Source organism: Streptomyces iakyrus (assembly GCF_000717055.1).
Lineage (GTDB): Bacteria > Actinomycetota > Actinomycetes > Streptomycetales > Streptomycetaceae > Streptomyces > Streptomyces iakyrus.
Genome location: NZ_JNXI01000004.1, coordinates 506943 through 519827 on the forward strand (window position 1 = coordinate 506943; position 12885 = coordinate 519827).

The 12885-nt window shown below is 72.2% G+C and carries 10 protein-coding genes and 1 pseudogene; 4 read left to right on the forward strand and 7 right to left on the reverse strand.

Features of this window, described 5'->3' with window-relative positions:
- Window positions 1–22: 22 nt before the first annotated feature.
- The 3 genes and pseudogenes from OO68_RS42210 to OO68_RS10400 all read right to left on the reverse strand — a co-directional run bounded on the left by OO68_RS42210 (window position 23) and on the right by OO68_RS10400 (window position 2980).
- Window positions 23–1180: pseudogene (locus tag OO68_RS42210) on the reverse strand (flotillin domain-containing protein).
- Between the two features lie 134 nt (window positions 1181–1314).
- On the reverse strand, window positions 1315–1533 hold the full coding sequence (locus OO68_RS10395; RefSeq protein ID WP_033307917.1) for an NfeD C-terminal domain-containing protein: 219 nt from the start codon (window positions 1531–1533) through the stop codon (window positions 1315–1317).
- A gap of 19 nt (window positions 1534–1552) precedes the next feature.
- Entirely contained in the window at window positions 1553–2980 is a 1428-nt protein-coding gene (locus OO68_RS10400; RefSeq protein ID WP_033307918.1) for an amidase, read from the reverse strand.
- 248 nt (window positions 2981–3228) lie between these two features.
- Between OO68_RS10400 and OO68_RS10405 the strand changes: the two genes are divergently transcribed.
- The gene (locus OO68_RS10405; protein ID WP_033308029.1) at window positions 3229–4617 is read left to right on the forward strand and encodes a glycoside hydrolase family 43 protein; all 1389 of its coding nucleotides are present in this window, start codon (window positions 3229–3231) and stop codon (window positions 4615–4617) included.
- 94 nt (window positions 4618–4711) lie between these two features.
- Here the strand turns inward: OO68_RS10405 and OO68_RS10410 are convergent, their stop codons facing one another.
- The 3 genes from OO68_RS10410 to OO68_RS10420 all read right to left on the reverse strand — a co-directional run bounded on the left by OO68_RS10410 (window position 4712) and on the right by OO68_RS10420 (window position 7700).
- Window positions 4712–5116 carry a putative type II toxin-antitoxin system PemK/MazF family toxin gene (locus tag OO68_RS10410; protein ID WP_033307919.1) on the reverse strand — a complete coding sequence of 135 codons (405 nt, stop codon included), beginning with the start codon at window positions 5114–5116 and terminating at the stop codon, window positions 4712–4714.
- Window positions 5117–5313: 197 nt separating this feature from the next.
- Window positions 5314–7074 (reverse strand): hydroxysqualene dehydroxylase, encoded by a 1761-nt coding sequence (locus tag OO68_RS10415; RefSeq protein ID WP_033307920.1) that lies wholly within the window; start codon window positions 7072–7074, stop codon window positions 5314–5316.
- A gap of 176 nt (window positions 7075–7250) precedes the next feature.
- Complete coding sequence (locus tag OO68_RS10420; RefSeq protein ID WP_033307921.1) at window positions 7251–7700, reverse strand: hypothetical protein; 450 nt, start codon at window positions 7698–7700, stop codon at window positions 7251–7253.
- Between the two features lie 347 nt (window positions 7701–8047).
- Between OO68_RS10420 and OO68_RS46230 the strand changes: the two genes are divergently transcribed.
- The 3 genes from OO68_RS46230 to OO68_RS10435 all read left to right on the forward strand — a co-directional run bounded on the left by OO68_RS46230 (window position 8048) and on the right by OO68_RS10435 (window position 11539).
- A complete protein-coding gene (locus tag OO68_RS46230; RefSeq protein WP_033307922.1) occupies window positions 8048–8980 on the forward strand; it encodes an SCO2400 family protein in 933 nt (310 codons plus the stop codon).
- A 205-nt stretch (window positions 8981–9185) separates the two neighbouring features.
- Window positions 9186–9983, forward strand: a complete 798-nt coding sequence (locus OO68_RS10430) for a hypothetical protein (RefSeq protein ID WP_033307923.1) — start codon at window positions 9186–9188, stop codon at window positions 9981–9983.
- Window positions 9980–11539 carry a protein kinase domain-containing protein gene (locus OO68_RS10435; protein WP_033307924.1) on the forward strand — a complete coding sequence of 520 codons (1560 nt, stop codon included), beginning with the start codon at window positions 9980–9982 and terminating at the stop codon, window positions 11537–11539. Before OO68_RS10430 ends, OO68_RS10435 begins: the two co-directional genes overlap by 4 nt.
- 63 nt (window positions 11540–11602) lie before the next feature.
- Here OO68_RS10435 and OO68_RS10440 read toward each other — a convergent pair whose 3' ends face one another.
- A complete protein-coding gene (locus tag OO68_RS10440; protein ID WP_033307925.1) occupies window positions 11603–12787 on the reverse strand; it encodes a hypothetical protein in 1185 nt (394 codons plus the stop codon).
- Window positions 12788–12885 lie beyond the last annotated feature (98 nt).

The window sequence follows — 12885 nt, forward strand, 5'->3', positions numbered from 1 at the left end:
CCCCGCGAGCACGCCGCCCGGGTCACTTGTCGTCCAGCGGCACCTTCCGCGCCTGCCCGTTGAGGGCGGAGGCGTCCTGCGGCGCCTGCCCGCCCCGGTCCATCGACGCGAGCAGCTGACGGGCGAGGCCCAGCCCCGTCCCGCGCATGGTCAGCGCCTTGGCGAACAGGTCGGCCATGCCGTCGGCGCCGTTGAGCAGCACCATGTTGTCGACGTTGCCGAAGGCGGACGCGCCGGCTTTCACGATCTCCGGCCAGTTCTCGGCGAGTTGCCGGGCGACGACGGCCTCCTGGTTCTTGGCCAAGGCGGCGGCACGGGCCTTGATGGCCTCCGCGTCCGCGAGGCCCTTCGCCTTGGCCGCCTCGGCCTCGGCCAGCCCCCTGGCCCGCGCCGCCGCCGCCTCGGCCTCACCGGTGGCCCGGGTCGCCTGCGCGGCCGCCTCGCCCCGCGCCTTGGTCGCCTCGGCCTCGGCGCCCGCGGCCGCCTTGACCCGGGTCGCCTCGGCCGCCGCCGCGAGCTCCGTCTCCCGCGCCTGCGCCTGCGCCGACGAGATCCGCGCGTCGCGGTCGGCCTCGGCCAGCGTGCGGGTCTCGTAGGCCGCCGCGTCGGCGGGTTTGCGGACGTCCGCCTGGAGTTGCTGCTCGCGCCGGTGCGCCTCCAGCTCCGCCACCCGCGTCTCCTGGACGACGACCTCCTGCCGGGCACCGGCCTCGGCGAGCGGCCCCGCCTGCCGGGCCTTGGCGGCCGCCTTGTCGCGCTCCGCCTGGTAGCCGGCCTGGAGGATCTCGCTGTCCCGGGTCGCCTCCGCCATCCGGGCGAACGACTGCTGCTCGGCCTCGGTGGCCAGCCGGTTGGCCTCCGCCTGTGCGATGCGCGCGTCGCGCTGCACGGCCGCCGCGTGCGGCATGGCGAGGTTCCGGATGTACCCGGTCGGGTCCTCGATCTCGTGGATCTGCAACGAGTCCACGATCAGGCCCAGCTTCTCCATCTCGGTGCCGCACGCGGCCCGCGTCTGCCTGGTGAGCCCATGCCCTCCTCAAGGCCCTCCGTTCGGTGCTTGGACCCCGAGATGATCAGTGCCTCGTTGGGTTCGGCGACCCGCCACATGAGCTTGAACACCGATCAGCACGAGGACGGCGGCAACCGCCGCCCCCACAACGACGCCGACGACCATCGGCATGCGCCCCCTCTGCATGGTGCCCTCTCGGCACCGAACGAAGGGGAGTGTGCTCCTCGGCGGAGCCCCGGTACAGACACCTGCGCATCCTTGGCCGAAGCTTGACGCGTACGGCTCTCACCTGCGTCGCAGCGGGCTCAACTGTCGTACGCAGCCGCGACGTAGACGGTTCTCGGGGGCAGGTACTCGACCACCATCACGACCGTGCCCGTCTCGATGCGATCCGCCGCGGAAGCCGGGTGGGCGAGGAAGTGCTCGGCACCCCCGCGCACCCGGACGATCACCTCACCGACCAGCCCGGGCCCGACCGTTCCGGTGACCCGCCCCATGAGCCCGACCATCGACGCGTCCGCCATGAGGGCAGCGTACGGTCGCTCAGGCGGCGGCGGAACGTGCCGTGACCGGCGGCGACGGCCATTTCTCGGCCCAGCGCAGCTCCGCCTCCAGCTGGGCGGCCACTTGCACGAGCAGCGGCTCGCTGTTGGCCGGGCCAAGCAACTGCGCGCCGACCGGCAGGCCGTCCGGCGTGAACCCGGCCGGCACGTTGACCCCGGGCCAGCCCAGCACGTTCCACGGCCAGGCGTACGGGCAGGCCGCGATCATCGCCCGGTCGGTGGCGAACCCGCTGAGTTCGAGCAGGGCGCCGATCCGGGGCGGAGGAGCGGCGGTCGTCGGCGCGAGCACGACGTCGTAGGAGGTGAAGAAGGAGCCGATACGCCGGTGCAGCGCGCTCTCCGCACGCCGGGCCGCCCGCAGCGGGGCACCGCCGAGCAGCCGGCCCAGCCGGGCGGCGTCCCGGGTGCGCCGGTCGAGCAGCGCGGGGAAGGGCGCCTCGCCCACCCGCTCGGCGATCCCGGCCGTGGCGCGCGGCACGAAGGTCAGCCCGATCTGCCCGTACGGCGGATCCGCCTCCTCGACGAAGTGCCCCAGCGCGGCGAGCCGTTCGGCCAGTTCGACGACCCGGGTCCGCACCTCGGGCAGGAGCCGGGCGGGCACCGCCGTGAAGGGCGGCTTGAGGGAGAGCGCGATGCGCAGCCGCCCGGGGTCGCGGCCGACAGCCCTGGACACGTCGAGGTGCGGGGGCTGGTGCGGGTCCTGGGCGTGGTTGCCGCTCGCCGCGTCCAGCAGCAGGGCCGCGTCGGCGACCGTGCGGGCCAGGGTGCCGTTGACGGTGATGCCCTGGAAGGACTCCCCGCGCGGCCAGGTCGAGATCCTGCCGCGCTGTGGCTTGATCCCGACCAGATGGGTCCAGGCGGCCGGGATCCGCACCGACCCGGCACCGTCCGAGCCCAGCGCGGCGGGCACCAGACCGGCGGCGACCGCGGCGGCCGATCCGCCCGAGGAACCGCCGGGCGTGTGCTCGGTGCTCCACGGATTACGGGTGGCGCCGAAGGCGGGCCCCTCGGTGAAGGGCCACTGCCCGAACTCGCAGGTGTTGGTCTTGCCGATGATCACGGCCCCGGCCGCGCGCAGCCGCCGCACGGCCTCGCCGTCCTCGGCGACCGGCGGGAACTCCCCGCAGCAGCCGAACGCGGTCGGCTCACCGGCCACGTCCATGTCGTCCTTCACGGCGACGGGGACGCCGAGCAACGGCTTCCGCGCGCCCGGGGACGCCAGCTGCCGGTCCGCGGCGTCGGCCTCCGCGAGCGCGGCCTCGGCACGGACGATCCGGAAGGCGTTGAGGCTCTCCTGGGACGCCTCGATCCGCGCGAGCGTCCGCTCGACCAGCGCCCGCGACGTCACCTCCCCGGCGGCCAGCGCGCGGGCGGTCTCCGCCAGGCCTTCGGAACGGTCGAGCACCATACGGACACCTCCGGAATCGGCTGTCTACCGAACGGTAACGTCCGGCGGCCGGGGGCGGAATGCCGACGACAGGAGTGTAAGTTCACCCACCGGCCACGTCTTCCTCACGGGGCGCATCGGCCCCTGTTCAAACCATTGACGGCCCGCCCCGTCGCCCTTACGTTCTGAGCCCCCGACGTCGGTCGATGGTCCGAACCTTGTTCGGCATATCGAACTTCCTCATCCAGGTGTCCCAGGGAGAGCCGTCCGTGACCTCACACCCCGCCGCCCCGTCCCGCCGCACCCTGCTGCGCGCCCTGGCCGCCCTGCCCGCCTCGGCGGTCCTGCTCGGCGAGACACCCGGACTGCTCGGCACCGCCCTTGCCGCCGCACCCCCGAACGGCTCGGCCACCCGCTACACCATCGTGCCGTTCCTCGACAGCAACGACGGCACGGTCGACGTCTACCAGTCGGACGACGCCACCGACTTCCGGCTGCTGCGCTCCTCCGCGTACACCCCGCCCGCGAACCGGATCCGCGACGCCAGTGTCATCCGGCACACCGACGGCTACTACTACGTCACCTACACCACCCACACCTGGCAGGACCCCAGCACGACCATCGGATTCGCCCGCAGCTCCGACCGCGTCAACTGGACGTTCCTGTACGACTACACCGTCCCCATCGCGGGTCTCTCCCGCGCCTGGGCGCCCGAGTGGTTCGTCGACAGCGACGGCAGCGTGAGCATCATCGTGTCCTGCTCCACCACGAACGACGAGTGGATCTTCACGCCGTACCTGCTGCGGGCCACGAACTCGGCCCTGACGGCGTGGAGTTCACCCGTCGCCCTGTCCGGCATCGGCGCCAACCACATCGACACGTTCATCGTGAAGATCGGCTCCACGTACCACGCCTTCCCGAAGAACGAGACGACGAAGTACATCGAGTACGCCACCGCCTCGAACCTCACCGGCCCGTACACGATCCGCCGGACCGGCGACTGGGCGGGCTGGGGCAGCTACCGCGAAGGCCCCGCTCTGGTCCGGCTCGACAACGGCGGCTGGCGCATCTTCTTCGACGGCTACGGCGACGGCTCCTACTACTACAGCGACAGCTACGACACCTTCGCCACCTGGTCGGCCCCGGCCGTACTGCCCGCGATCTCGGGCACGGCACGGCACTTCACGGTCGTCAAGGAGACGGTCACGGGCGGGCCGGCCCTGTCCCGGAACGTCACACGCTCGTTCCGCTCGGCCAACTACTCCACCCGCTACTGGCAGCAGCAGTCCTCACTGCTCAACCTGCCTGTGGTCAGCGCCTCCAGCACCACCGCCGAGAAGCAGGCAGCCACCTTCACGGTCGTCGCAGGCCTCGCCGACGGCAGCGGCTGCTCCTTCCGCGACGCCGCCGGGAACTACCTGCGCCACTGGGACTTCCGCGCCCGCTTCGACCCGAACGACGGCACGAGCACCTTCGCCAAGGACGCCACGTTCATCCTCCGGGCCGGTACGGCATCGGGTTCCGTCCGCTTCGAGTCGTACAACTACCCAGGTCGCTACCTGCGGCACTACGCCTACCAGCTCCGCGTGGAGCGCTCCGACGGAACGGACCTGTTCCGGCAGGACAGTTCGTTCGTGCCGGTGACGGCCTGGGCTTGACCTGTACCTTTCGCGCCGGACGCGGGGCGGTGGGAAGTGGTCGCCGAGACGCGGGACCAGGCGGCGGACTGACCACCGAGGTGCACCTCGCTGCCTACGCGGGTCCGCCGAGACGGAGGGCGTCCCTCATCTCGCTGAGCTTCGCGGTCGTCGCCGAGGTCCACTCCTTCTCCTGTTCACCGAGTCGGAGGGCATCCCCGATCTCGCTGAGCTTCGTTGAGGACAGGGCGCCCGCCCGCTCGATCAGGTCGTCCCGGGACACGGTGGTCAGCCACGTGCAAGGGGTAAGGCCCGGACGCGGGAACGCGAACCGCAGCACGCCTTCGAAGGGCAGTCCTTCCATGGCGCCCACCTCCACTTCGACGCCCAGACCGCTGATGTCGACGCCCGCCGGAGCGACGACCTGCATCACCCGGATCCCGGACGCGTCGTCTCCCGACAGCAGTACGACCAGCCGCCGCTCGTCGAACTCGACCCACCAGACTTCGCCACGTTGCACATGTCCTCCTGACACCGGACGGCAGACGGACGCCGCGCGACCCTGACGCGCTGTGGAGACGGTGCGGCCACCGTTGATCATTCGGTGTGTGACAACTGAAGATCATGCGATGGCCGCAGGTCACAGCGTAGACCCTGCCCGCCGGCAGGAGGCGTTCGAGGGCCTGATGAGGGCCTCGGGCTGCGCGATGTCACGGCTCAGCCGACGTCGAAGACGTTCGGCAGGCGGAGGCGGTACCGGGTGCGGTCGTGCCGCTTGAACGCCTCCAGCTCGGGGGCCCGGTACAAGGGGGTGACCGTGCAACGCTCGGCGGTCGAGCCGGTCTCTTCCAGGAGGGCGTTGACGGCCTGGCGGGCCGAGGAGTTGGCGCCCTCCATGGTGGCCAGGTCGATGGGCACGGCCACGTAGTCGCCGGCCAGGAAGAGGTTGGGGATCCTCGTGGCCGACCGCGGGCGGTGGTGGAAGGTCCCCACCGGATGGATCAGCAGTTGCTCCTCGTTGACCGGGTGCGGAGTGCCCAGTCCGTCCACGGCCGGATCGAGGAACCAGGAGTGCAGCACGGAGTCCTTCAGGACCGTACGGCCGCTGTCGTTGAGCGCCGCCTTCAACTGCGCCCACACCTCGCGGGCGACTTCGGTACGGGTGCACTGCTTGGCCGTCTTGCCGTACAGGATGCCCGGGCGGTCCCACTCGGAGACGTCCACGGACAGGCAGTCCGCGACCGTGCCGTCGCCGAAGTCGGCCGGGAAGTCGTGGCCCGGCCAGTGCTGGGCCTGGGCGATCGCGGTCAGCGACCACGGGGAGTCGATGAGGTCCAGGTGGCCGTGCAGGATCGGCGTGCGTTCGGTCAGATAGAACTGGATGCCGGTCATCCAGTCCGTCTCCAGCCGGTCACACGCGGCCAGCTGGGGGTCCGCGGCGCGTACGGCGGAGTTCCAGGTGCGGCGGGCGTGCTCGACCGGCATCGCCGAGATGTAGTGGTCGGCGGTGACCGTCCGGCGCGTGCCCTGGGGGTCCTCCACCACGGCCCCGGCGATCACACCCCCGCCCAGGGTCAGGTCCCGCACGGTCCAGCCGACGCGGAACTCGACCCCGAGTGACTCCAGGTACGTCACCCAGGGGTCGATCCAGGCCTCGTTGGTGGGCGCGTTGAGGATCCGGTCCAGTGGTCCGTCCGCGCCCCGACCGAGGAGATTGAAGGCGAAGGCCTCCAGCAGGGTGGCGACCGTACGGGTGCTGGCCTCCTCCGCCTTGGTGGCCGCGATGTTGCGGGTGATGCCGACGGCGAGGATCCGCTGGTAGTCGTAGGACATCCGTCCGGCCCGTACGAAATCCCACCACGGCGTCCGCTCCCACACCTCGTCACGGCGCTCGTCGCAGCTCGTGAGGAAGACCAGGAAGCGGTTGGCGAAGTAGAGGGCCTCGTGGAGGGGGAGGTTGAAGGCCGTGTCCAGGACGGAGGTGAAGGCGCGGCGGATCTCGTCGGGGGTGAGTTCGGCCGGGGTGTTGCCGGGCCAGGGGAGCGGTATCCGGATGTCCTCACGGCCGCCCGACCGGGCGAACAGCATCTCCTTGGGGGCGACGAGGTTGTCGTGGACGCCGCCCGGGTTGCCGGGGAACGGGATGCGCCGCATGGTGTCGGGCAGGTTGTGGTAGATGCCGGGGATGAAACGGAAGCCGTGCTCCCCGGGCAGGGGGCGGCGCCCGCCCGTGCCGCTGCCCGGTACGTCCATGCTGCGGGCCTTGCCGCCCAGCGCCTTGCGCTCGTAGACCGTGACCCGGAAGCCGCGTTCGGCGAGTTCGTGTGCGGCCGTGAGCCCTGCGACGCCCCCGCCCAGTACGGCCACGCTCTGTGCCACCGCGGCGTTCTCGGCCGAGGCCCGCTGAGCCGTCCCGAGGGCGAGCCCGCCGGTGGCCGCGGCGGTACCCAGGAATCTTCTGCGCGTGGTGCCGCTCATCTCTACCCCTTACCGTCGGTAACATCGGCGCACGAGGATAGGGGCGGGGCGGCCAACCCGGAAGGCGCGACGCGGCCTTGGCTTGATGCCGCCGCACCCGGCGGCGTGCAGAAGGCCGGGCCACCACAGCCGCCGCGAAGCGCGGCAGGGGGATGTGATGGCCCGGCTGGAGGGGGTCAGCGGGTGAAGGTGACCCGGTGCTCCTTCAGGGAACCGCAGTTGGAGCCGTACACCTGCACGTACGTGTTGGCGATGCTGCCGCCCCAGTCGACGCAGTGGCCCTTGCCGTAGGCGTACGCCGGTCCGGCGTACGACGTGAACAGGCCCTCGTCGTAGTGGCTCTCCTCGGTGTCCGGCACGTAGATCCAGGCGGACATGTTCACGGCCGTGCCGGGGTTGTTGCGGATGGTCGCGACGCAGTTCTTGCCGTTGGAGGCGTTGTAGGTCAGGTAGACGGTCCCCAGCGAGCCGACGGTCGCCTTGTTGACCGTCTTGTAGCTGCTCCCGCAGACCTTCTGCGGTGTGGTGTTGGGCGCCGCTGAGGCCGGCGACGCCAGGGCGGTCATGGTTCCCACCGACAGCGCCGCCGCGGCGGATGCGGCCAGGACGGAACGGGTGAATCGCATATTTCCCCCTTGCAACTCTTCGAGGTGGTTGCTCCTGCATGGTGTGACCCTCGGGGCATGCAAAGGGTTGTGCGTCAGTTCGCAGGAAAACCAGGGGAGTTGAGGATGAGCGCGGGCGGAGAGGGCGCGCCGTCACGGTGAGTGCCCGAGCGTTCCCACTCCTCGTCCCCTTTATTCGCGGGTCACGTGGGGCACACGCGAGATCCAGAGGATCTGTGCAGGGGTATCACACAGGCTGCACACCGCCCTTCCAAAGTCTCGTTAGCGTTACGGCTCGATCCCACGTGCGAACGTGACCAGGCCGCGGCCGGCGAGCCGCCGGAACAGCCAGATCGGGAAAACCACACATGGACTACTGCTCGTCGTGCCGTCGGCACCTCAACGGCGCCCTGGTCTGCCCGGGGTGCGGCGCCTACGCCCCGGACATCGACCCCCGTGCCGTCGAAGACCGGCCCGGCCCGGCCCCCGCGCCCGTCACGGCCCCGGGCGGACCGGCCACGTGGGAGTACCCGGCCGCCACCGGAACCTGGCACGACGGCACCCTGTGGGACGAGACCCGCGCGCGTGCGCAGGAGGGCCCCGGCTCCGGCCCGTCCGACGCGTACGACTCCCCGGACACGGACACGGACACGGCCGCCGACACGGCCGAAGGCTTCAAGGCCCGGCCGCAGGGGCGGGCGGCCCGGCGTCGCCAGCTGGCCCGCTGGAAGAAGAACCAGCGCCGGGCCGTGGTCGCGACGGCGGTCGCGCTCGTCGGAGGCGGACTGACCGTCGCCGCGATGAACGGGAACGCCAAGCCCGGCGTGCAGGCGGCCACGACGCCGCAGGACACGACCATGGGCGGCTCCGTGGGAGAGGCGCCCACGTATGCCGAACCGACCTCCAGGCAGGCCGACACCCCCCGCTCCGAGGCCACCCCCACCGCTCCGTCGCGCGCCGACCGGGCCTCGCGTCACCAGCAGTCCCGGGCCGCCGACCCCCGCACCGCGCCGGCCGGCACGCGGACGGACGCGGCCGCCGCGCCCCGCGAGCTGCCGCTGACGACCCCGCCCCGGCGCAAGACCGTCACCGACACCGTCGACACGGCCACCGGCGACGCCGCTTCCGCCGCGTCGGACGCCACCGAGCCGGCGACGGCGCCGGCCGCCGGGTCGGGCTCGGACGCGCAGCAGCCGACGTCCCCCTCGACACCCCCGCCCGCGGCGAGCACTCCGCCCGAGACGTCTCCCTCGGACACCAAGCCCAAGGAACTCTGCCTGCTGGTCATCTGCCTCGGCTGAGGGCACGCGGCCGCCGGTAACCGGTGGCCGCGCGCAGCCGCCCCGCAGGACCGGAACCGTGAGGACCCGTACGACCGTCTCCGAGCTCGTCGCGCAGCGCCGGGAAACCGCCCCCCGAGGCGGCCCCGCCGGCTCCGCGGCAAGCGGAAGCCGACCGTACAATCCTCGCGACCAAATCGGGGGCGACATCAGCGGGGGAGTCCGCGTGGAAACGATCATCGTGCAGTTGCCCGGCACCACCCAGTGGGGTGCGGAGGAGACGGGCAGTCCCGAACTGATCCACCTGGGACCGGGGGACATCGCGGACTTCGGACGCGGCGGAGCGGGAGTGCGTATCGTGCTCACCGACCCCGGAATCTCCCGCCGGGCCGGGCAACTGGAAGCAGCGGGCGACTACTGGCGGCTGTCCAACTTCAGCCGCAGCGTGTCGTACGTGGTGGAGAACCTGGAGGGGGCGGGCGAGTACCTCACCGTCGCACCCGGGCGGCTCGGGGCGCCCGTGCCCTTCGAGTTCTCCCGTGTGGTGCTGCCCGCTCTGTCCGGCACCGCCACCTTCAAGGTGTTCGCACCCCAGCACGCCTATCTCGGCGAGCAGTCGGTCCCCGGCGGCGGCGAACAGACCGTCCACCCCTTCGCCCTGGACCCGACGTCGAAGTACTTCCTCGTCCTGGTCGCCCTGTGCGAACCCCGCCTGCGCGACCCCTCCGACGCGGCACTGCCCGGCGTCGGCCAGATCGTGGAGCGGCTGCGGCCCCTGGAGTCCTGCCGGGACCTGACCCGCTCCGCGGTCAACTACCACATCGACTACCTGGCCTTCGCCAAACTGCGCCTGGACCTCGGCGAGGAAGCGGCGACCGCGGCCGACGGCGGCCGCACCGGCGCCAAGCGCACCCGGCTCGCCTCCGTCGCCCTGCGCTTTGGTCTGGTCGGTGAGGAGCACCTCGGCCTGCTGCCGCCCCGCGGTGCGGCCCGCCTCACCGACCAGCAGGAGGCCCGCGCATGACGACGCCCGAGGAACGGGACGACGAACTGGAAGCGCCCCGCCCGCCTGGGCTGCCGGAGGGCTTCCGCATCGAGGGCTGGGAAGTGGGCGCGGTCATCGGCTCCGGCGGCTGGGGAACCGTGTACGAGGCCCGGACGGTCACCGACGGCTCGCCCGTCGCCGTGAAGGTGCTCCCGACCGGAGCCCTGGGGCCCGGGCAGCGCGCGGCGCTCGGTGAACTCGTGGCGCGCGAGGTCCGGTTCAGCGCGGAGGCCGACCACCCCCACCTCGTCCGCACCCACGCCGTGTGCACCGTCGAGGTGCCGGAACTGCCCGCCCTGGACGGCGCCATCGCGCTGGTCATGGACCGGGCCGAGGCCAGCCTGAAAGACGTACTGGACGCCGCCGGGACGGGCGGGCCGATCGCGGACGCCGACCGCGTCCTGCGCGGAGTCGCCGCCGGACTGGCCCACATGCACGACGCCGGCTGGGTGCACGGCGACCTCAAACCCGCCAACGTGCTGCTGGGCCCCGACGGCGAGGTGTGGCTGGCCGACTTCGGTCTCGCCGCCGAACTCGACGGCACCCACGCCCACTTGCCGCCGCTCGGCACCCTCGACCACCTGCCGCCCGAGTGGTGGTCCCAGCGCACCGGCACCCAGGGCGCCGTCGTCCGGCCCACCGCCGACATCTGGGCCTTCGGCGTCCTCGCCCACCAGGTCCTCACCGGCGGACTCCACCCCTTCCCGGGCGCGACGGCCCGGGCCCGCTCGCTCGTCGCCCAGACCTACGCACGCGGCACCGCGCCCCTGCGGCTCGACGCCGGCCTCGACGAGGACATGCGCCGCCTGATCGCCGACTGCCTGGCCCCGGACCACGCCGCCCGGCTCCCGCACACGGCCGGCAGCGTCGCCGCCCGGGTCGAGGCCGTCACCGCCGGTCCGCACCGCCGCCGAAGACGGATGCCCGTTCTCGCAGCCGGGCTCGTCGTCCTGACCGCCGCCGCGGCCGCCGGGGCGGCACTGCTCGGTGGCGGAGGCGAAGGCGGCCTCACCCAGGACGACGAACGCGACAGGGGCACCCCCACGGTCACCGGTACACCCAGCCCGCTCGCCGGTGAGATCCCCGAGAACTCCGACGTACCCGAGGCGCTGCGCCCCGTCATCGCCCGCGCGGCCCACCGCTGCACAGACGAGGAGATCACGCCCGCCCTGCTCGCCGCGCTGATCAAGGCGGAGAGCGACTTCGACCCCAAGGCCTCCCGCCCGGAGAGCGAGGAGTACGGCATCGCCATGTGGACACCGTCGGTGTTCCGGGCGTGGGCCGTCGACGGGGACGGCGACGGCGACAAGGACCACATGTCGCCACCGGACGCGATCTCCACCATGAGCCTGTACGTGTGCTGGCTCGACCAGCGCTTCAAGCAGGCGGGGCTGCCGAAGAAGGACCTGCCCGCGCTCGTCGCGGCCGGCTACCGCACCAGTGACCGCACGGTCATCGAGGAGCGGGGCGTGCCGGAGCGGGTGCGGCCGCACGTGGACAAGGTGATGCGCTACCTCGCCGAGTACGAGGGCTGAGCGGCACGAACGCGAGCGGTGGACGGAGCCGCAGCCCCGCCCACCGCTCGTCCCCCGTTCCCGTCACGGCCGCGGCGAGCCGCACTCCGGGACGTTCGGCAGCCGGTTGTCCGGCGAGCTGATGTAGATGTTGGAGATGTAGCCCCCGTACTGGGGCAGATAGGCCCACCAGTCGTTGGTGTAGGGCGGCACACTGACCACCTCGCCCCGGGTCTGGCAGCCGACCAGCACCTCGACACCGGCGGGGAGCCGGGTGATCCGCTCGTCGCCCGTGGCCGGTCCCCTGCGGACGTTGACGAGTTCCCCCCAGGTGCCGAACCAGGTCCCGGAGGGCCGTACCCCGCCCGGCACGTTCAGCGAGCGGGTCAGCCGGCCGATGTCGGTGTAGGCCTTGCCGTACGTCGTGCCGGTCGCGTGCAGGGTCAGTACGGCCACGATCGTGCGGTCGTTCGCGCCCACCGTGCCGGTGGTGTGCAGCGCGGGGCGGGTGAGGTCTACGGCGGCCGCACGGGGAGCGGCGGCCGTCTGCGCGGCCGTCTCCGCGGGCGTCGCCTGGGAGCCGCACGTGCCCTTGGCGAACTTCCCGGACCAGCCCTGCTTGACCGCCCAGGGCCGGTCGAACGACCCGGCGATGCCGAAGTGCTGGTCGAAGTGGTCGGTGGCCGAACAACGGGTGGAGCGGCTCAGGTTGTCCATGATGAAGGTGCGGACGGGCGCGGGTGCCTTCTCCAGGATGTACCGGTAGACGGCCACCGTGTCCCGGGCGGACATGGCCGTGTAGCCCCAGAACCCCGGGTACTCGGCGGGCGGTGCCACCGTGTCTCGCAGACCGACCTCGGGCCGGTCGAGCATCCGCTTGATGATCGCGGAGCCGCCGTACGTCGACCAGTAGTGGTTCGCGGCGTCGTCGTCGCTGCCGCGCAGCATCGATTCCAGCCGGGCACGGTCGGCCGCGGGGATGACGTAGTCGGGCCCCCGGTCCCACAGGAAGTCCAGCGCCAGCAGAAGTTTGACGACCGACGCCGACCGGAACTGCGCACTGTCGTTGACCTGTTCGGTGAACGTGCCGGTCTGGCGGTCGAAGACGGCGACGCCGGCGGTGACACCGGGCGGAATCTGGGCCGCTGCGGAGCTCTTGATGGCGCCGGCCGCCCCTTCCGTCCGGGGGTGTGCCGCGGCACCGCTCGTGAGTGCCGCGACCGTGACGACGGCCGCGAGCGCGGCGGCGCCGCGCAGGAGCATGCGCATGGTTGCCCTTCCTGGATGGCCCGGTTGTCCGACGGGACCTCGGCCCGCGGCAACGGTATGAGCCCGGGCGGGGCGGGCGCTCCTGACGGATGTCAGGG